Here is a 20,206-nt window from a genome sequence, read left to right on the forward strand (position 1 = left end):
AATGTTCTTCTATGTTCGTCTGCGTTTGTATGCAGCCAAGGCTGCTCGGGGGTATTTCAGGGGGTAGTTTTATCAGCGGCCTCTGATGTTCTTCGATGTAATCTTGGTCACTTCATTAGCCCACAACGCCAAAGCTTCGCGCTTCTCTTCGGTGAAATGATGGTGATGGTACACTGCTGCGACCCCGGTCTTCGCAGAGCCGGACTGATGGTTGAGCACGGCTTCGCTGACAACCAAAGGGATGCCCAAACGCTGAAGCCCGGTCGCCACGGTCCTGCGGATATCGTGAATACGGTAATGGTTCATTTCGAACCCTATGATTTCGTCTGCTCGCTTACGCATGCGGTTCCAGGAACGAGTTATGCCGCTGACGGCATTCTCGGGGGTTGTTTGTGAGGCAAAGATCAATCGCTCTGCATGTAAAGGGTCATCTGCATCCAAGCCCGCCTTTTTGATGACGTCTTTGATAAGCGCCAGCGCTGGAGCCGAAAGGGGGATGATGTTTGCTTTCCCGTTTTTGGCTCGATTGCCGGGAACGGTCCAGGTTCGTGCATTCAGGTCGAACTCCGACAGTGTCGCACCCAGTACCTCGCTCCGTCGCTGGCCAGTGAGAATAAGCTGCTGGACGAAACTGCCGAACGGGTATCCATCTTCCACTGCCGAATGCCACAGAGCCGCGAGTTCGCGATCGGTCAAAACCCTGTCACGTGCCGCAGGCGGTTTCGGACACCAGGCATCGCGACAAGGATGCGCGGGTAACGCATCGAGCCGGGGAAGGGCCCAACTGTAGAAGGACGACAGATACCGATGCACATTCCGCGCCTGAACAGGTGTAGGTCGCTTGCCTTCGTAGGCCACTTTTTCATTGAGCTTGGACACGTCGCCGCGTGTGATCGTGTCAGCTAGCCGATTTCCGATCTCCGGCAGGATATAGATGTTGAAGGACCGTTCGATCTCGACAGCACTACGCTTCTTGCCGCGTACCTCGTTGGCGAGGTAAACTTCAGCCAGCTCACGAACAGTGCCGGTGCCCGATGAAAATTTCCGCTTCTCGCCTTCCTTCTTCGCGACGTCCTTGCCGTGCTCGATGTCAACCAGGAGATCCCGAGCCTTCTTGCGTGCATCGGCGAGCTTGAAGCGCACCGAATGGCGCCCCAAGGTCAGGTTCAACCACCTGCCGTGACATTTCTTACGCAGGATGTATGTCTTGATCCCTGACTTGCCGACCCGCAGCCGCAAGCCCCGTACCAGGTTGTCCGGGTATTCGACCTGGCCCTGCGCAGGGAGGGCTAAGCCGGCAATTCGAGCATCTGTAAGACCGACCGTTTTACCCATAATCCACCAGCTACCTTAGGTAGCTTTTTGTGCCAGATACTGGAGAACATATCAAGAACTATATGGACCGTAGGTAAGGGAAAACATACTAAAAACAGAAGCTTGTGTATACGTGCGGATGCACCTGGCGCCACTTTTAATCAGTAGGTCGCTGGTTCGAACCCAGCAGGGCTCACCAATCCTTGTTTTTCAGCGGTTTAAGGGTCATGTGAGTGGCATTGTCACACACATTTGTCTCTCACAGCGATGCCGTACCCTTCAGATCGAAAAACCGGACAAAAAGCCAAGCGCGGCCGCGAGAATCGCCGTCGCGAGCGAGATGGCAAAATCTTCAGAAAACTGCGGCTCTTGGTAGGCGAGGCAGAGCGCCGTCATGCGCAGTTCGATGAGCCCGTCGAACCGTTATCAGTAGTCATGGGGAAGCAGGATCGGCCGGCTTCATGGGAACTCAGCCCGTTTCCCATGGGGAGGCAGGACAACGGGAAGCCCATGCCGAAGTGGGAAGACCTTTCGCAATGGATGAAGGTGATGATGGCTACCATGGCTGGGGGCGAGCGGACCTTCACCGGCTTCGTGGCCGCACCCGGCGAGCAACGCGCCTCAGAGGTCGTCATCGAGACCGAGAGAGCCATGAAACGTGAGAACGATGGCTTTCACCCTTCAAGGTATCGATGAGACGCTCCTTGACGAGCAGAGAGACGGTCTGGAGGGGCTTCTGGAGACCGCACCGGTGGGCTGACATCTTACTGTAAGGGCGTCGGCTGGATCGCCCATGCGGTGCCTGTGCCGCAGCTGCATCTCTATCGGATCGAAGAGGTTCACGGCCATGACCACTTCGTCATTGCACCCAGCGGGGATGTCGCGGCGGTCTATTGTGAATGTGTCGGCATGCCGGATAGCAAGCCGATCATGTTCCGCATCCACGATGGCATGGTCGGACTGAGAGACGAGGCTATGCGCGGTCTTCCGGCGTTGCTGGCGTTTGGTGCGGTGGGGGTCGTTCGCTTCGACGCGCTGGATGGATGGCTGATGCGCTGAGCACTCTCAACGCGGTTTGCCCTGAACTGGAGCACCGTTTCAGGGCAAGCCTTCATCTAGATCTCACCGCTTCAGCCATCGTCATCCGATCGGCACGACAGGAATGCTGCTAATGACCCGCCCGCTTCGGTCATAAGCGCTTCTCGGCTGCTGCCCTGGAACCGGAGTGGCAGCTTTGCGATGCCCTTGTTAGCTCAAACCGGGGGGCTTGGTCGTTCGCGCCGCCATACAATTTCGTGATGCATTCAATGACCGACTGGCGGAGACGAAGTGTGCGATTTACTCGGCGTCCGCGTCGGCTGGCTCGGTTTCAATGACAGGGACTTCGACAGTGCGTTCCTCTGTCTTGAGCTCGACGTCGGCGGTATCGACATCGTATTCCGGCATGTTGCCGCCGCTGGCCTCCACATTAACTTCAGGCAATTCCGCTTCTTCGGTCTGTTCGACATCGCAGGCGGAAAGGGCCAGCGCAACGCCTCCGAGGGCTGTAAAAACGACAATCTTCTTCATAACTTGCTCCATACTGCGGTTCGTACTGAATGAAGGACGCGTCAACACAAGAACTTGTTCCCTGATCGTGTTCGACCGCGATCTCGCCGCAGCACAAATCGATTTCAGAGGGACCACCCCGGCAATTGCGCTCCCGCCGCCAATCAGGGTCCGACATCGCTGAGACGCGTTTGCAGCGTCGGCGACTGGCGCCGTTCGTAACCCAGTGCTTCGGCGATCCGCTCGTCTCAGCCGTATGGGTCGGTCCGAAAACGCACTTCGCCCGAAGGCTGCATGAAGGCAGTGTGATAGAGCATGCGGACAGGTAGCGACGAAAACGGACTCTGATGTGGACTGATTGCAAAAGCCGCGGCTGCGTTCGATCTGCCGCCTGAGCTGTTCACAGTGCGCCGTGACAGTGCGCCGTATAGATATACCCCGCGAGACGCGAACCTGAGACGTTTCACCCTTTCGACCGCAATGTCTCATTTGGGTTGAATCCACAATTCTGGGACAGCACAGCATGAAACTCTAGAGTCTATCGAGACAGGGGTGATGAGAATGCTGGTTGGCTATGCGCGTGTGAGTTCGGTGGGGCATGCTCGCATCGATCGCGGAGTTCGAAGCCGACATGGCCGAACAACTCGCTCACGAGCTTCGGCCGATATCTTCGCTAACCTTGCCGGAGTGACCTGCCGGGTGCTGTTGTCAGCCGCATCATGGATCGCTGCCGCACAGCCTAGTGCGGCAGATACGGAGCGTTCGAACGAGGCATGCGCAAGCTGACCTTCCTGCATCGCCTCAGTCTGCTTCCTGGTGTGAAGTGAGATGCGGGATAGTGTCTTGCCGCCAAAGTGCGCTTTCCACTCTGTGGGGCGCTCTATGATGGCTTGTGGCATGCGACGCTCATGATAATAGATACCGTTCGAACGCCGTCGAATATAGCGGATGTGATTTGCGATTTTACCGCCCCTTTGTCTCGCAGTGTGAGACAGAAAGCTCTATCAATTCTGTAACCTACGGCGTTGCGAGGGGCAATCGCTTCTGGGTTCGAACCCAGCAGGGCTCACCAAACTGCCGCAACCGCCTGCTGCAGATGGTAGCGGGTCACCGCTAGGCGCTGGTTACAGCCCCCATTCCCCCTGATGCTGTTCCATCGTCACCGTCGAACCGCGATGACTTGGCTGCGGGTATTGACCCTTGAATTCTTCGGCTTATCCGGATGGCAAGGACGTGCAGCTGCAGTATTCGGTCCATTTTGACTTCGTCGAGACTTGCCAAGATCAAGTTCGGGCTGTTAGAAAAATGGCGGGGAACATCTTTGGACATCGCTGGACTGAACATCAGCCCATAGCAACTATTCAGGGGCGGTACTTGTCGCAGGGCAGGTCCGTTAGGTGGGGTATGAATGTATCGCAGAATGTCTTTCTGGGGCAGGAGCGTGATCTGCGCAGCACCGATGCCGAGATCGGGTCCGCTGTCGGCTCGCTCGCTCGCAGGCTTTCGCTTCTTGGCGAAACTGTCGATGCATCCGCATTGTGTCCGGCGGTCGAGCGGATAAGCGCGATCCAGCGCGACCAGCCGATCTGGGCGGAGCGCAATCATAGCAACCGCATCTTCGTGCTCGAGAACGGCTTCGCCTTCGCTTTCAGCCTGTATCCGGACGGACGCCGCCATATCGGCGACATCTTCGCTCCAGGCGCGCTTTGCAACTGGTCGAGCGTGTCGGGGGGCATGCTGATCGAGAATGTCATTTTCAAGGCGCGCTCGAGAGTCATCGTGCTCGACCGTGACCGCCTGACCGACGTAATTGCCGACCAGAGGCACTTGCGCGAAGCGATCGAGCGCCACGAACATGCGCGCTGCCACCGACGGCAGCAGCGGTGCCGAGGATTGATCGCGCTACCCGCGGTCGAACGGCTGGCGCTGACGCTGCTCGATATTCAGGATGAACTCCGCGCCGGAGGCAATGGAGAGGATTGGATCGGGCTGCCGCTTACCTTGCGGGAACTGGGCGATCTGACCGGGCTGACCGATGTGCATGTGTCGCGCACGCTCAAGAAGCTGCAGGAGACGGGCTTCATCGAAAAGCGCGGCAAGCGTTTTCGCCTGAATGCCGAACCCAAGATGCAGGAAGCGCTCGATTACCAGTATTTCTTCTCTGCGGGCATCTGCGCCTAGGGAATCCTGGCCTTTTCGAAGCCGCCCCAGCAATCGTCGTAATCGCGCTGCAATTCATTAAGTGCGAGCGCTGCCTTCGTGGGCGCGATGACCGATCGGCTTTCGAACATGAAGGCAAGCGTGTCTTCCAGCTTCACGGGTTTGAGTTCCGCTTGCATCGCGGCCTGCGTGCTGACGGCGTCCGGTCCGTGTCCGTTCATCTGATTGTGCAGGCTCGCTCCGCCAGGTTCGAACCCGCCTTTGCCGTCTTTTGGTCCCTGTTTGGCATCGTATTCGCCATGGATCAGCCCCATGAATTCACTCATCACGTTGCGGTGGAACCATGGTGGGCGGAACGTGTCTTCCGCCACCATCCAGCGCGGGGGGAAGATCACGAAATCGCAATTTGCCGTGCCGGGCGTGTCGCTGGGGCTGGTGAGGACCGTGAAGATCGAGGGATCGGGATGGTCGAAGCTGATCGTGCCGATGGTGTTGAAGCGGGCCAGATCATAGCGCAGCGGTGCGCTATTGCCGTGCCAGGCGACCACGTCGAAGGGCGAATGATCCAGCGTGGTCTGCCACAGATGACCCTGGAATTTCTGGATCACCTGAAAGTCGTCTTCGACGTCCTCGAACCATGCGACCGGCGCCTCGAAGTCTCGCGGATTGGCAAGCCCGTTGGAGCCGATCGGGCCAAGGTCCGGCAGGCGGAAGGGCGCGCCATAGTTTTCGCACACATAGCCCCGCGACGGCCCGGCCAGCTGCACCGCAAAGCGCAGCCCGCGCGGGATCAGCGCGACATGGCCCGGCGGTACTTCCAGCCGGCCCAGTTCGGTCGTGATCGACAATGTGCCGATTTGCGGCACGACCAGCAGTTCCCCGTCCGAAAACTGCACGGCGCGCCGCTCCATCGACCGGTTTGCGGCATAAAGATGCACGCCGATGCCCGCCCCCGACGCGGCATCGCCGTTCCCACCATAGGTCGTCAGCCCCTCCAGCCAGTCGGTCGGCCGATCGGGCATGGAAAGCGCGCTCCAGCGCAGGCGATTGGGGTCGACCGCACCCCGCTCCAGCGGAGCGGTGGCGAGGCGGCTGGCCGCATCGAGCGGGCGGAACGGCGGATGGCTGGCGGCGGGGCGCAAGCGATAGAGCCACGAGCGCCGGTTCTCGGCGCGCGGCGCGGTGAACGCCGTGGTCGAGAACTGCTCGGCATAGAGGCCGAAGGCGGGGCGCTGGGGGCTGTTGCGGCCCACCGGCAGCGCGCCTTCGACTGCCTGGGTCGCGAAATGGTTGCCGAAGCCGGTCAGATATTCCATCCGACGCGCTCCGTCAGGCCGTCTCGCCCGGTCCGTCGACCTTCAGCGTGCCGCGGCGCACCTGGTCGCGCTCCATGCTTTCGAACAGCGCCTTGAAATTGCCCTCGCCAAAGCCTTCGTCACCCTTGCGCTGGATGAATTCGAAGAACACCGGGCCGACATTGGCCTCGGCGAAGATCTGCAGCAGCAGGCGCGGGCTTCCGCCCTCGGTCGTGCCGTCGAGCAGGATGCCGCGGGCCTTCAGCTTCTCGGTATTCTCGCCGTGGCCGGGCAGGCGTTCGGTCAGCATCTCGTAATAGGTTTCGGGCGGGGCGGTCATGAAGGGGACGCCGGTGGTCTTCAGCGAATCCCAGGCCGCCAGCAGATCGTCGCAGATGAAGGCGATGTGCTGGATGCCTTCGCCGTTGAATTCGCGCAGGAATTCCTCGATCTGGCCCTTTCCGCCTTCGCCTTCCTCGTTCAGCGGAATCCGGATCTTGCCGTCGGGCGCGGTCAGCGCCTTGGACGTCAGGCCGGTATATTCGCCCTTGATGTCGAAGAAACGGATCTCGCGGAAGTTGAAGAGCTTTTCGTAATAATCGGCCCAATAGGCCATGCGCCCGCCATAGACATTGTGCGTCAGATGATCGATGCGCTGGAAGCCGGCGCCCTTGGGGTGCTTCTCGATACCGGGCAGATAGTCGAAGTCGATGTCATAGATCGACATGTCGCCGCGCTCGGCGCCCTCGTAGCGGTCGACCAGATAGATGATCGCATTGCCGATGCCGCGAATGGCGGGCAGGCGCAGTTCCATCGGGCCGGTTTCAAGCTGCACCGGTTCGGCCGAACGGTCGAGCAGTTCCTCATAGGCGCGGCGCGCATCCCTGACGCGAAAGGCCATGCCGCAGGCGCTGGGGCCGTGTTCGCGGCTGAAGAACCAGGCGGGCGAGCCGGGTTCGTAATTGGTGATCAGGTTGATGTCGCCCTGCCGCCAAAGCTGGACGTCCTTCGAACGGTGGTTGGCGACATGGGTAAAGCCCATCGCCTTGAACACAGGCTCAAGCACGCCCTTTTCGGGGGCGGAGAATTCGACGAATTCAAATCCGTCGAGGCCGATCGGGTTTTCGAACAGGTCAGTCATGGGCGATGTCCTCGGCTATCTTGTTGAGTGTGATGGGCGCGTCGCCGTCCTGCAGGCGGTCGGCGGGAAACGGCTGCGTCTCTCGGTAGCGCTGATAGATCGGGCCGAAATCCAGATCGACCAGCCCGGTGATCAGTTGCTGCAGATCGTCGATCACGAAATAGGTGCTCTGGAAATCGTCGATGGCATAGGCTGTGCGCATGATGCGAACCGGATCGAAACGCAGGCGCAATACGTCGGGATCCGTCGTCGAGAAGACGGTCTCGCCGGCGGAAGACACGATTCCCGCGCCATAGGCCCTGATCTCGCCCTCTTCGCGGATCAGGCCGAATTCCACCGTGTACCAGTAGATGCGCGCCAGCATCGGCACCGCGTCCATCGCCCGCGCCCGCGCACCGGCCGCGCCATAGGCGGCCATGAAATCCGCGAACACCGGGTCGAGCAGCATCGGCACATGGCCGAAGAAATCGTGGAACACGTCGGGCTCGACCAGATAGTCCAGCTCGTGCTCCTCGCGGATCCAGCGCGTCACGGGGAAGCGGCGATTGGCGAGATGGTCGAAGAAGATCTCGTCCGGGATGAAACCGGGCACCGCGACGATCCGCCATCCGGTGGCGTCCGTCAGGATCGCGCCGGCCTGATCGAAATCGGGGATGCCATCGGCGCAGTCCAGCCTGGCGAGCCCTTCGCGGAACGCGCGCGCGGCGTGCTTTTCGGCAAGGCCGACCTGCCGCCCGTACAGGCGGCACCAGCGATCGTGCTCGGCATCGGAATAGGCGGCGTGGTCCTGGGGGACGGAGTAATCCGCCCGCGCCTGGCTGTAGTCGCCGCGCAGCTCGTTCGAACTATTGGCTGATCCGGGTTTCTTCATATTCGTATAATACCACACGCGCCGAACGGTTTCCGTGCAAAGATCGCGCGGATTACGGCTGTTTTTGGTGGAATCCACCAACGGACGGGACTAGCTTGGCGCAATGTCTCGCCTCGACGCCTATGATAAGCGGATCATCGCTGCCCTGCAGGAAGATGCACGCATGCCGATCGCCGCTGTGGCAGAGCGTGCCGCCCTGTCCGCCACCCCCGTCAGCCGGCGGGTCAAGCGGCTGGAGGACGACGGCGTGATTGCGGGCTATGCCCCGGTGCTCGACCTGCGCAAGCTGGGGTTCGAGCTGGAAGCCTATGTGCTGATCAATCTGAAATCGCATTCCGACAAGACGATCGCCCGGTTCGAAACGTTGATCCGCGAGCATCCCTATATCGTGTCGTGCCACGCGGTGACGGGCGACATGGATTATATCCTGCGGGTCATCGCGCGGGACGTCGAACATCTCTCGCAGATCACGCTCAAGACGCTGGTCCGCATGGAAGGCGTGCGGGACGTGAAGTCGATCATTGCGCTGGAAGCAGTGAAGGAAAGCCGGGCGCCGCCGCTGGAATAAGCGGCAGCGCCCCGGCTCCCGTCACCGCGTCAGCAGGTTGCGTGCCTGGCTGGCGATCTGCGCCAGCATGGCGGGGGCGATCAGCGTGGTCGCCTTGGCGCGACCGATCATCGCACGGAAGCGCGCGATTGCCGCTTCGCGGTCCTCGGCCCAGGCTTCCACCGCTGCGAGCGGATCGTCCTTCGCCTTTTTCGAACGGGCGAGGTCGCGCAGGAATTCCAGCCGCATCTGCTGGAAATCGCGCGAAAGTCCCGCGACCAGCAGGCGCTCCCACGGATCCGACGGAGCCATCAGCGCCGCCGTCGATTGCGCCCAGTGCAGCCCCAGCAGGTCGCCCAGCCGGGTGAAGGCGGTGGTCAGGACGCGCGGCTCGATCGCCGTATCGGACGCAAGCTGGGCGAGCCCCACCGCGCCGTCGAGGTCGAACAGGCCTGCCACGCGCATGGCTTCCTCCTCGGGCACGCCGCCTTCGGCAAAGCGGTCGAGCAGCTTCTGCGAATTGGCGCGCGCGTCTTCCGCCAGCAGGTCGCGCGTGTCGGTCGCAAGCGCCTCGACCCCCTTGCTCAACCGGTCGAAGGTAGCGGACGGCTTCACATGCCCGCCGCTTGCCCGCAGCACGTCGGCCATATGACCGCGTACTGCGTTGGCTAGGTAGTCCAGCAGCAGCAGCCGCGCAGGTTCGGGCATGCGGGCCTGTTCGATATGGTCCCAGCAGCGGTCCAGCGCGAACAGCTTCGTCACCACCGCGAAGGCCGCGGCGACTTCGGCCAGCGTGACGCTCTCCTCCTCGGCCAGTTCGAACGGGTGGACCAGGCCGAGCCGGTTGATCAGCGCATTGGCAAGCTGCGTCGCGATGATCTCGCGGCGCAGGCGGTGGCCCGCGATCTGCTTGCGGAAATCGTTCCGCATCGGCTGGGGGAAGGCCTCGAAGAGCAGGTTCTCGAGCCCTTCGTCGTCGGGCACGCCCGATGCCTCGATCCCCGCCTGCAGCCGCAGCTTGGCCGAGGACAGCAGCACGGCGAGTTCGGGACGGGTCAGGCCCTTGCCCTCCGCCGCGCGGCGGGCCAGCGTCTCGCTATCCGCCAGCCCCTCGGTCCGCCGGTCGAGGTCGCCGGTTTCCTCCAGCATCTCCATCACGCGCACATGGCTGGCCGTGGCATGCGAGGCGCCGCGTTCGGCCACCGACAGGGCAAGCGCCTGCAGCCGGTTGTCCTCCAGCACGATCGCGGCAACCTCGTCGGTCATCTCTACCAGCAGGGCGTTGCGGCGCTCCTCGGACAGGCGGCCGGATCGGCGCGCGGCGGCGAAGGCGATCTTGATGTTCACCTCGTTGTCCGAACAGTCGACGCCGGCCGAATTGTCGATGAAGTCGGTGTTGATCCGCCCGCCGTCCAGCCCGAACTCGATGCGCGCGGCCTGGGTGATGCCAAGGTTCGCGCCTTCGCCGACGACCTTCACGCGCAGGTCGCTGGCGTTGATGCGCAAGGCGTCATTGGTGGGATCGCCCACCTGCGCGTTCATCTCGTGGCTGGCCTTCACATAGGTGCCGATGCCGCCGAACCACAGCAGGTCGGCGGGAGCGGCCAGGATCGCCGCGATCAGGCGGTCGGGCTCGATCTCGCTGTCCTCGACGCCCAGCGCCTCGCGCGCTTCGGGGGAGAGCGGGATGTGCTTCATCGTGCGGGGGAACACGCCGCCGCCCTTGCTGATCAGCGCCTTGTCGTAATCGTCCCAGCTTGAATGCGACAGTTCGAACAGGCGCTTACGCTCTTTCCAACCCTTGGCGGCGTCTGGATCCGGGTCGATAAAGATGTGGCGGTGGTCGAATGCCGCGACCAGGCGGATCGCCTTGGACAACAGCATGCCATTGCCGAACACGTCGCCCGACATGTCGCCGCAGCCCACCACGCGGATCGGGTCGGACTGCACGTCGACGCCCATCTCGCGGAAATGTCGCTGCACCGAAATCCACGCGCCGCGCGCGGTGATGCCCATCGCCTTGTGGTCGTATCCGTACGATCCGCCGCTGGCGAACGCATCGTCGAGCCAGAAGCCGCGCTCCTCGGCGATGGCGTTGGCGACATCGGAAAAGCGCGCGGTGCCCTTGTCGGCGGCGACGACGAAATAGGGATCGTCGCCGTCAAGGCACAGCACGCCTTCGGGATGCACGACCTTGTCGTTAACGATATTGTCGGTGACCGAAAGCAGCGTGCGGATGAAGACCTGGTAGCTGGCCTTACCTTCGGCGGCCCAGGCTGCGCGGTCGCGCGTGGGATCGGGCAGCTGCTTGGGATAGAAGCCGCCCTTCGCGCCGGTCGGCACGATCACGGCGTTCTTCACGCGCTGCGCCTTCATCAGGCCCAGGATCTCGGTGCGGAAATCGTCGCGCCGGTCGGACCAGCGCAGGCCGCCGCGCGCGACCGGCCCGGCGCGCAGGTGAATGCCCTCAGCCCGACGCGAATAGACGAAGATCTCGCGCCATGGCACGGGCTTGGGCAGGCCGGGAACAAGCGACGAATCGATCTTGAACGCCAGCGCTTCCGCCGCCGCCGGGGCGAAGGCATTGGTGCGCAGGATCGCATCGACCAGGCTCTGGTACTGGCGCAGCAGGCGGTCGTCGTTGATCAGTTCGACCTTGAGCAGCGAGGTCCGGATATCCTCGCGCGCGTCGGCGGCAGCCTTTTCGCGGTCGCCCTTGAAGCCGGGCTGGTGACAGGCGCGGAACAGCGCCAGCAAATTGCGCGTGATGCCGGGGTTGCGGGCCAGTGTGCTGACCGCGGACACGATGGTGAAGCCCAGCCCGCCCTGCCGGAAATAGCGGTACATGGCGCGCAGCCAGTCGGTTTCGCTTGCGCTCAGCCCGGCCGAGATGACGAGGCGGTTGAACTGGTCGTTCTCCGCCGTGCTGTTAAGGACCGCGGCGATCGCGTCTTCGATGGCATCGGCGCGGGTAAGCAGCTCGTTCGGATCCTCGCCCCCGATCAGGCCCAGCCCGAAATCGTGGATCGTGCCAAGCCCGCCCGCGCCGAGCAGGGTGGGGATTTCGGACATGACGCGGAAGCCGAAATTCTCCAGCGCCGGGACCGCATCGGACAGCGGAAGCTGGCCGTGCTGCTGATAGACCTTCAGCCGCAGCGGCTCGTCCTCGGTCGCGGGCTGATGGTCGGGGCAATAGAGCCGCACCGCGCGCGCCGGGGGCGCATCGGCGGCCGCGCCTTCGGCGGTCCCAGTGATGCCGTGAAGCCGCGAAATGTCGCGCGCCGCCTCGGTGGAGCCATAGAAACTGCGGTAGGATGCCGGGAAATACTCCGCATAGCGCGCCGAAATGGCAGCCGCGCGGGTGCTGTCCTCAAGCTTGGCAAGCTCGCCCTCGACCGCCTCGCTCCAGCCGCGCAGCATGATCTGCAGCTGGTCGTCCAGCGCCGCCTCGTCGAATTCGCCGTCGATGGCCCTGATGTCGAGCACGAAGCGGATCATGGCCAGGTTGCCGCCCTCGACCTGCAGGCTCCAGTCCAGCACCTCTGCGCCGATCGCGTCTTCCAGCATGCCCAGGATGCGCAGCCGGACTTCGGTCGACAGCATGTCGCGCGGCAGCCAGACGAAGGCGAACAGATGGCGCGCCAGCGGAGCCTCTACCAGCGTCAGGCGCGGGCGGGGGCGGTCGGCCAGGCTGGTCATCGCGGTCGCCACCCGCTCGATATCGCGTTCCGAGAAACCGATCAGCAGGTCGTGCGGCAATTCTGTCAGCGCATGGACCAGCGCCTTGCCGGTATGCGCGCCGCTGTCGAAGCCCAGCCGGTCCATCATGTGGGTCAGCTGCTGGCGCATGCGCGGCACGCGGTCGGGCGGAGAGGCCAGCGCCGCGCTGGTCCAGATGCCGGCGTGCACCGACAGCGCCGCGACCTGCCCGTCCACGACCAGCGGGACGATGAACAGGTCGATGGGCACGCGGCGATGGACGTGCGACACCGCATTGGCCTTGACGATCAGCGGGGCGTGCCCGCGATTGTCGCCGCCCGGATCGTCGAACCAGGCAAAGGCGCGGTCGAACGAGGCGGGGGCCAGCATCTCGCGCGCGCTCTTGCGGCAGATGCCCAGCTTGTGCGTCATCGAACCGTCGCGCTTGCGGGTGACGTGGCCCAGCTGCGTCAGCATGTCGTCGCCCAGCCAGCGCAGCAGCGCCGCGCCCTCGGGGTCGGAGATGCGCTCGGCATCCTCCAGTATGGCGCTGTGCATGCGGGGCCAGTCCTCGACCGCGGCGCGTACGTCGGCCAGCGTGGTGCGGATGGCCGAGGCAAGCTCGCGCCGCGCCTTGGCGTCGATGCGCGCGGTTTCGATATAGATCATCGATTCGCGCGTCTCGCCCGCGCCCTGGCCGCTCATCAGCGCATTCAGCGCGCCGCCTTCGCGCCGGACGGGAACGACCGGATGCAGCAGGCGGTCGATCACCAGCCCCTGCGCGGCAAGGGTCGATGCGATCGAATCGACCAGGAACGGCATGTCGTCGTTGATGATCGCCAGCCGCATGAAGCGGTGCGCGTCATTGGCGGTCGCGACCTCGATCACCGCCTCGCCGTGCTCGCGCGTGGCGGCGGCGTCGAGGATGAAGCCCGTGACCGCGTCCATCTCGGCATCGGACAGCGGGGTGTCGCCCGACAGCAGCGATGCGCGGATATGCGCCGCCAGTATGTCCTTGCGGTCCTGGCCGTCGGTCTTGCCGCGCGCGTCGGTCTTGTCCCCGGCGGTTTTCTTGTCCCCGGCTTCGGTAGCCATGTATGTCCCTCTCTCACTTCGTCGGGCCGGTGTCGGCCCCGATAGCGTCCATGCGGATGCTATCGATACAGCCCGGACCATCGTTCGTTCCCGCCCGCGATGCCAGCGCGGGGCGGAAGCGGCCTGTTTCGGATGGGATGGATTTGGAACCGGGCGGTTTCAATTGCAACGAGGTTTCGGCGCGGGCCGACGTTCCGGGTCGCGATTGCCCGGCCGGTGTGGCCCCGAACGGTGTGGCCCCGACCGGTGTTGCCCCGACCGGTGTAGCGAGGCCGCCGGGGCGGTGGCGGGGCGGTAACTGACAGGGATGCAAATATCCGATTCGCGGCGGCGTTTATGTTAACAAGAGAGGTAAACGCGCAGGCCAGGCCGCATATTCCGTGCCAAGGCGAGACAGTCATGCCCGCAGTAAATTTACCACGCCATAAAGCTGCTGTTATCAAACGTTTTTTTAAAGGCATGACGAGGGATTTCATCAATCTAACGAAATGACAGCCCTTGTTAGATTTCCAAAGCGCCAAGCCGTTGAAATGCAACGGTTCCGGTGGGCGGGGGGATAAAGATTGACGATTCTTAACGGCGGGCGCAAATCTGGAGTCATTCCAGAGGGATGCGTGGGGCGCAGCCTTGCGGGGTTCGCCTGTCGGCAGGACAGGTTCCCAGGGTAGGCATTTCGGATGGAATGGGGGGAAACCGGAAATAGAGGCCGGAAACCTTCGGAATTAGCCAAACTGCGCTTGGGTCCAATCTTGACCTAGAGGGGTATTGAACATGAAGACTTTCATCAAGAATTTCATCGCTGACGAATCGGGCGCCTCGGCTGCCGAATATGCCCTGATCATCGCCGTCGTCGGCGTGGGCATCGGCGCTGCTGCGCTGGTGCTGGGTGCTAACGTTGAGAGCGCCGTCGGTAACGCCGCGAACGAGGTGAATAACTGCAACAACAGCGAAGCAACTGCTGGCAAGTATACTTCCGGCTCCGTTACCTGCGATGATAGCGGTGATGCAGCGGAAGTCACCGGCAGCTAATCGTCGAACAAGCCTCGCCGCAGTATTTTGCGGTGAGGCTTTTTCTTTCCCGCTCCCTAATGGGACGGTAGGGACTCTTACACTTTTCCCGGTTAACAGTGCGTGTTAAGAGAATGACAGATTGATCGCGGCTGAGGGGGCGCGAGGGGGATGATCGGACGTAACTGGATAATGCTGTTGGTGGCGATCGGTGTCGGCCTGATCGCCGTGGTCCTCGCCAATTCCTATTTCTCGGGTATCGAGGCAGAGCAGGAACGGCTGGCCGAGCAGCAGGAAGTGGCGCGCATCGTGGTCGCCACCCAGCCGCTGGAATTCGGCACCGCCATCACCACCGAAAACACCCGCATGCAGAATTTCCCGGCGAACTCGGTCCCGACCGGCGCCTTCTTCTCGGTCGAGGAGCTGGTGCAGGGCGGGCAGGTCGCCATCCGGCCCATCGTGCCGGGCGAACCCGTGCTGGCCGACAAGCTGAGCGGCCGCGCCGTGCTGTCCGCCAACCTGCCCGACGGCATGCGCGCCGTGTCCTTCCCGGTCAACGCGACCACCATGGTATCGGGCTTCGTGCGCCCCGCCGACGTGGTCGACGTGCTGATGACCCGCGGCGAGGGCGAGGACCGGATCGTCGAGGTGATCATGGAAAGCGTGCCCGTGCTGGCCATCGACCAGGTCGCGAACGAGAATGCGACCGAGCCCGGCGTCGGCGGCAATGTCACCGTGATGGTCGACCAGTACGACGCGCAGAAGATCACGCTCGCCCGCCAGCTTGGCCAGCTGAGCCTTGCGCTGCGCAATGTCGAGAACCAGGAGCCGGGACCCGGCATCGCCGTCTCGTCCCGCGACATCGGCAGCGGCTATCGCCCGCCGGTCCGCACCGCCTATACCGAACCGCGCCCGTCGGCGCCCGCAGCACCGCGTGCCCCTTCGGCGGCACCGGCAGCTGCACCCGCTCGCCCTTCGGGGCCGAGCATGACCGTGGTGCGCGGCACCGACACCGCGGATTATTCCGTAGACCGCCTTGGGGGGAGGTGATCTCATGCGCAGCAAGAACATAATGGCCGCACTGGCGCTTGGCGCCGCCCTGCCGCTCGCAGCACCGGCCATGGCCCAGAGCTATGGGGGCCAGGATTACGGCCTGCACGCAGGCGGGCTGGAAGTGCCCATCAACAAGAGCCAGGTCGTCACCAGCGACCGCGCGATCAGCCGCGCCATGGTGGGCAGCGCCGAGATCGCGGACGTGCTGCCGATCTCGGACCGATCGATCTATGTGCTGGGCAAGTCGGCGGGCACGACCAGCCTGACCCTGTACGACCGCAACAACCAGGTCATCGCGGTGATGGACGTCACGGTCGGCCCCGATGTCGACGGCATCCGCGGCGAACTGGCGTCGCTGATGCCGGGCGAGGACGTGTCGGCGCGCCTGTCGGCGGGGTCGGTGATCCTGTCCGGCTTCGTCAGCGACGCGGGCGCCGCCAGCCGCGCCTCTCGCATTGCCGAGGCTTTCGCGGGCGACAAGGTGGTGAACCTGCTTTCCGTGGGCGGCAGCCAGCAGGTGATGCTGGAAGTACGCTTTGCCGAGGTGAACCGCACGGTGGGCAGCCAGTTCGGCGCGCGCGGCGTGGGCATCAGCGACAGCGGCGATTTCGGCTTCGCGATCGGGCCGGGGGCTTCAGCCTCGAACGCCGGCGGCCTGAACGTGAGCGAGATCACCGGCGCCTTTGGTATCATCGGCACTTTGTTCAACATCGGCGACATCAATATCGAGGCCTATCTCGACACGCTGGAAGCCAAGGGCATGGCCAAGACGCTGGCCGAGCCGACGCTGGTCGCGCTGTCCGGCGAACCTGCCTCGTTCCTGGCGGGCGGCGAGTTCCCGATCCCCGTTGCGGGCGGCGCGGGCGGCAATGCCGATGCGATCACCGTCGCGTTCAAGACCTTCGGTGTCAGCCTTGCCTTCACGCCCACCGTGCTGGGCAACAGCGTCATCAACCTGGTCGTCGAGCCGGAGGTCAGCTCGCTGGATCCTTCCGCATCGGTCACGATCAACGACATCGCGATACCGGGCCTGCAAACGCGCCGCGCCAGCACGACGCTGGAACTGCGCGACGGCGAAAGCTTCGCCATCGCCGGCCTGCTGCGCGAGGACATGAACTCCACCGTGTCGCAGATGCCGCTGCTCGGCTCGATCCCGATCCTGGGGTCGCTGTTCCGGTCGACCGAATACCAGAAGGGCCAGACCGAACTGCTGATCGTCGTCACGCCGCGGCTGGTGAAGCCGATCCGGCCCGGATATGTGAACCTGCCGACCGACCGGGTCGAGGATCCCGATCCTCTCGACGTGCATCTGGTCGGGGACGACTATCAGCCCGTGCCGCTGACCCCCCGCACGCCAGCCCCTGCCCAGGAGGTTCCGGACTATGAATATTAAGCTGCTGATCCTGCCCGCCGCGGCGGTGCTGACGGGCGGTTGCTCCTATTACGGCAGCCAGGAAGCCGGGGTGTTCGATCCGGCCGCGTTCGGCGAAGCCAACCGGCAGGCCTATGCCGCGATGATCATTAATCCCGACCCCGTCTATGACGAGGACCTGACCTATTCGGCCGAAATCGCGAACGAGGCTGTCGAAGCCTATCGCGCGGGCGAGGTCGAAGAACCCGAGGTGCAGACGCAAAGCGGGCTCCAGGGCCTGAACATGGGCGGCGGCGGCGGCGGCAGCTGATCTGCCGGACAAGCGAGATGATGGCGACGAGAGATGCAGGGGGTAATTCGCAAATTCGCAGCTGACGAGAGCGGGGCGGTCGCAGGCCTATATGCTGTCGCGCTGATCGGCCTGATCGCCGTGGGCGGAGTGGGCTTCGACTATGCCCGCATGGCCGGCATGGATTCCGAACTGCAGAATGCGGCGGATCAAGCGGCCCTTGCGGCGGCGACGCAGCTGGACGGTGAAGCTCAAGCATGCTCACGCGGAGCTAATGCAGCGATCGGCCTCTTGAAGAATGTCACCCTGTTATCCAATGTCGACCCCGATCAAGGTGGGCGGAATGAGGTAACGATTAATTCGAAATCGTCATTTGCCTTGGCGGACAATGCATGCGCCAGCATTAAGACAGCAAGCGGTGCAAACATCCAATTTTACTCATCATATCAAGACCGAATTGCAAATACAGCGGCTGGGACTGACGGCGAAGCTAACGTAGTATCTATACAGGTTGACACTCGTACCGCTCAATACGCTTTCACTCCAATTGTCGGGGCAATCCGGGCAACATTATCAGCACGTGCTGTTGCGAGTCTTGGCTCGTCAATCTGCAAGGTGCCACCGGTGTTTATGTGCAACCCATTCGAGAAGGACACCGTCGGCGCCGACTTCAATGCTAATGCCCTCAAAGGGTTTGGCCTGAAGCTTCTCTCCGGTGCCCCCGATGTGCCGGGGAACTTTGGCTTTCTCGATACCGGCTTCGGATCAAATACGAATAGTACGCCAGAACTTGCGAAGGCTCTCGGCTGGGACGAAATTCCATACGACTGCGCGCCCGTCGATCTTGTTGGCTTAAAGCCTGGTCAGCGAGATGTCGTTTTCAATGCGTTCAATACTCGGTTCGATATAAATACGAATGGAGCGAATACATGTCCAAGCGGAGGAACTTGCGGCGCTGCAGATAATACTCGTAAGGATCTTATAAAGAAAAAACCAAATAATGGATCCAATGCATGTGGTGTCGGTGGTCAAGGATGGACCGAGACACCGACGCCCTATCGTCCCACGAGTGCAACTGTACCATTGACGACCAATTATCCTGAAATCATGGGGTTTCCGCGCGATATGTGCCACGCGGTCAGCTATGACGGAAGCTGCAGTGCAGCCAGTGGCTTGATCGGCAATGCCCTGTGGGACCGAGACGCCTATTTCAAGGTAAATTACGGGTGGAACCATTCCACCTGGGTCAGTGAATTGGGCAATCCGAATGTTTCCCGATATGCGGTCTATGAATGGGAATTGGCAGACAAAGATAATCGTCTGAAAAGTCAGCCAGTGGGCGCGGGCGATAGCGCATATTCGCAACCGGTATGTAATGGCCATGCGGCTACTGGGACCCCTGATCGACGTAAAATTTCGATGGCGGTGGTCAATTGCAAATCGCAGGCGGACAAGATTGCCGGCAATGCAAAAGTCGAAATACTAAAATGGGTTGATGTATTTCTAGTCGAACCTGCGTTCAACCGAGGTAGCGGCAATGCCAAGCGAACGACGGACGATCAGGTTTATGTTGAAGTGATCGAGGAAACGCGCTCGGCGGGTGCAGGTGGAGAGACGGAGATCCGAAAGGATAAGCCGTTCCTGATCGAATGAAGCGGCGATTCATATCCGGAATTAGGCGTAATCGTAGCGGCGTGGCGAGCGTTGAAATGGCGCTGATGATCCCGGTTCTCTTTGCCTTCATGTTCACGACTTTCGAAGCCGGCAATTATCTCTGGACCGAACATAAGATCATCAAGGCAACAAGGCAGGGTGCTCGCTACGTTGCGCGGTTGCCTTTCAGCAGCTTCAATTGTGCTACCGGAACGGTAGAAAATGCGACGATGTTAGCGCAGGTGAAGACGACCATGCGAACCGGCTCGCCAACCGGAGCCGGATCAATCAAAGTTCGGGGATGGACGGATAGCGACATTAGCATCACGGTAAGTTGCATTAGCAACAGTTCACTGGGCACGGATAAAGGTCTCTATACGAGCAAAGGATCTGCTCCGGTAGTAACGGTCAGTTCTCGCGTAAAATATCCGGCTATTGTGGGGCTATTGGGCTTCGACACGTCAAATACCTTTGTGCGCAGCCAGGCTCAGGCAGCGGTGACGGGGCTATGAGGCATACCGTGCGGTTTTGGCGGGAAGCGCAGGGTGCTTCTGCGGTCGAGTTCGCGCTCGTTCTCCCAGTGGTTATTCTATTTCTGCTGGGCATCATCGATGTCGGCCGCTTCATCTGGAATACGAACGAGATTGAAAAAGCTGTGCAGATCGGCACGCGTTGGGCGGTTGCCACCGACTATCTTCCCGTCGGGCTGGAGGATTATAGTTACGCCGTATCAGGTGGAGTACCGCAGGGCGAAGTGGTGCCTCAAAGCAAATTTACCGGGTTTGCGTGCACTTCTGCCGGTTGCATGTGCGAGGGGTTGGACACCGATGGCGATGGTGTACTCGACGCGGAGGCTAAATGCGGCGTTACCGACTCAACTGTCGCAGTGGATGCTGCGGCCTTCGGTAATCTGGTCGGCCGAATGCAGAGCATCTACGCAGGAATTGGGCCAAATAATGTCGAAGTAAATTACGACTGGTCCGGATTGGGATACTCCGGAGATCCGAATGGCTCCGACGTCGACCCTCTGGTAACAGTTACCGTTAAGGACGTGGGATTTCGCCCGATCTTCCTGGCGGGCATTTTCGACTTTGGCCTCCCCGATCTCAGCTACACGCTGACGATGGAAGACGGGGAAGGCGCGTTTTCGAACTAGGGTTT

The 20,206-nt window shown here is 62.0% G+C and carries 17 protein-coding genes; 11 read left to right on the forward strand and 6 right to left on the reverse strand.

The window, feature by feature from the left end; all coding sequences use genetic code 11:
- Window positions 1-72: 72 nt before the first annotated feature.
- Window positions 73-1,335, reverse strand: a complete 1,263-nt coding sequence (locus tag A9D14_RS01065) for a tyrosine-type recombinase/integrase (protein WP_066842225.1) — start codon at window positions 1,333-1,335, stop codon at window positions 73-75.
- Between the two features lie 489 nt (window positions 1,336-1,824).
- On the opposite strand from A9D14_RS01065, the gene A9D14_RS01070 reads away from it, so the two are divergent.
- Both A9D14_RS01070 and A9D14_RS01075 read left to right on the forward strand, forming a co-directional pair.
- Window positions 1,825-2,010: a hypothetical protein gene (locus A9D14_RS01070; protein WP_157668091.1), complete on the forward strand. Its 186-nt coding sequence runs from the start codon at window positions 1,825-1,827 to the stop codon at window positions 2,008-2,010.
- Window positions 2,011-2,112: 102 nt separating this feature from the next.
- Window positions 2,113-2,373, forward strand: coding sequence for a hypothetical protein (locus tag A9D14_RS01075; protein ID WP_157668092.1), 261 nt, complete (start codon window positions 2,113-2,115; stop codon window positions 2,371-2,373).
- A gap of 279 nt (window positions 2,374-2,652) precedes the next feature.
- Here the strand turns inward: A9D14_RS01075 and A9D14_RS01080 are convergent, their stop codons facing one another.
- Window positions 2,653-2,883, reverse strand: a complete 231-nt coding sequence (locus A9D14_RS01080; RefSeq protein ID WP_066842231.1) for a hypothetical protein — start codon at window positions 2,881-2,883, stop codon at window positions 2,653-2,655.
- 1,179 nt (window positions 2,884-4,062) lie between these two features.
- Between A9D14_RS01080 and A9D14_RS01085 the strand changes: the two genes are divergently transcribed.
- Window positions 4,063-5,043, forward strand: a complete 981-nt coding sequence (locus A9D14_RS01085) for a Crp/Fnr family transcriptional regulator (RefSeq protein WP_157668093.1) — start codon at window positions 4,063-4,065, stop codon at window positions 5,041-5,043.
- Here the strand turns inward: A9D14_RS01085 and hmgA are convergent.
- Genes hmgA through phhA form a run of 3 tightly spaced genes read right to left on the reverse strand, consistent with a single transcriptional unit; the run spans window position 5,040 to window position 8,329 of the window.
- Window positions 5,040-6,338: a homogentisate 1,2-dioxygenase gene (hmgA, locus tag A9D14_RS01090; protein ID WP_066842238.1), complete on the reverse strand. Its 1,299-nt coding sequence runs from the start codon at window positions 6,336-6,338 to the stop codon at window positions 5,040-5,042. The genes A9D14_RS01085 and hmgA overlap by 4 nt on opposite strands.
- Before the next feature lie 13 nt (window positions 6,339-6,351).
- Window positions 6,352-7,458, reverse strand: a complete 1,107-nt coding sequence (hppD, locus tag A9D14_RS01095; protein ID WP_066842239.1) for a 4-hydroxyphenylpyruvate dioxygenase — start codon at window positions 7,456-7,458, stop codon at window positions 6,352-6,354.
- Complete coding sequence (gene phhA, locus A9D14_RS01100; RefSeq protein ID WP_066847839.1) at window positions 7,451-8,329, reverse strand: phenylalanine 4-monooxygenase; 879 nt, start codon at window positions 8,327-8,329, stop codon at window positions 7,451-7,453. Before phhA ends, hppD begins: the two co-directional genes overlap by 8 nt.
- 163 nt (window positions 8,330-8,492) lie before the next feature.
- Here phhA and A9D14_RS01105 point away from each other — a divergent pair, with 163 nt between their 5' ends.
- Window positions 8,493-8,897 carry an Lrp/AsnC family transcriptional regulator gene (locus A9D14_RS01105; protein ID WP_232468689.1) on the forward strand — a complete coding sequence of 135 codons (405 nt, stop codon included), beginning with the start codon at window positions 8,493-8,495 and terminating at the stop codon, window positions 8,895-8,897.
- Between the two features lie 21 nt (window positions 8,898-8,918).
- Here the strand turns inward: A9D14_RS01105 and A9D14_RS01110 are convergent, their stop codons facing one another.
- Entirely contained in the window at window positions 8,919-13,670 is a 4,752-nt protein-coding gene (locus tag A9D14_RS01110; RefSeq protein WP_066842242.1) for an NAD-glutamate dehydrogenase domain-containing protein, read from the reverse strand.
- Window positions 13,671-14,441: 771 nt separating this feature from the next.
- On the opposite strand from A9D14_RS01110, the gene A9D14_RS01115 reads away from it, so the two are divergent.
- The 7 genes from A9D14_RS01115 to A9D14_RS01145 all read left to right on the forward strand — a co-directional run bounded on the left by A9D14_RS01115 (window position 14,442) and on the right by A9D14_RS01145 (window position 20,201).
- A complete protein-coding gene (locus tag A9D14_RS01115) occupies window positions 14,442-14,699 on the forward strand; it encodes a Flp family type IVb pilin (RefSeq protein WP_066842244.1) in 258 nt (85 codons plus the stop codon).
- A gap of 150 nt (window positions 14,700-14,849) precedes the next feature.
- The gene (gene cpaB, locus A9D14_RS01120) at window positions 14,850-15,728 is read left to right on the forward strand and encodes a Flp pilus assembly protein CpaB (RefSeq protein ID WP_066842246.1); all 879 of its coding nucleotides are present in this window, start codon (window positions 14,850-14,852) and stop codon (window positions 15,726-15,728) included.
- Window positions 15,729-15,732: 4 nt separating this feature from the next.
- A complete protein-coding gene (locus tag A9D14_RS01125; RefSeq protein ID WP_066842247.1) occupies window positions 15,733-17,124 on the forward strand; it encodes a type II and III secretion system protein family protein in 1,392 nt (463 codons plus the stop codon).
- Window positions 17,114-17,413 (forward strand): hypothetical protein, encoded by a 300-nt coding sequence (locus tag A9D14_RS01130; RefSeq protein ID WP_066842248.1) that lies wholly within the window; start codon window positions 17,114-17,116, stop codon window positions 17,411-17,413. The genes A9D14_RS01125 and A9D14_RS01130 overlap by 11 nt, the downstream gene beginning before the upstream one ends.
- A 33-nt stretch (window positions 17,414-17,446) precedes the next feature.
- A complete protein-coding gene (locus A9D14_RS01135) occupies window positions 17,447-19,045 on the forward strand; it encodes a pilus assembly protein TadG-related protein (protein ID WP_066842250.1) in 1,599 nt (532 codons plus the stop codon).
- Window positions 19,046-19,101: 56 nt separating this feature from the next.
- Window positions 19,102-19,557, forward strand: coding sequence for a TadE family protein (locus A9D14_RS01140; RefSeq protein WP_157668094.1), 456 nt, complete (start codon window positions 19,102-19,104; stop codon window positions 19,555-19,557).
- Entirely contained in the window at window positions 19,554-20,201 is a 648-nt protein-coding gene (locus A9D14_RS01145) for a TadE/TadG family type IV pilus assembly protein (protein ID WP_066842252.1), read from the forward strand. Before A9D14_RS01140 ends, A9D14_RS01145 begins: the two co-directional genes overlap by 4 nt.
- Window positions 20,202-20,206 lie beyond the last annotated feature (5 nt).

The organism is Croceicoccus marinus, assembly GCF_001661675.2.
GTDB lineage: Bacteria > Pseudomonadota > Alphaproteobacteria > Sphingomonadales > Sphingomonadaceae > Croceicoccus > Croceicoccus marinus.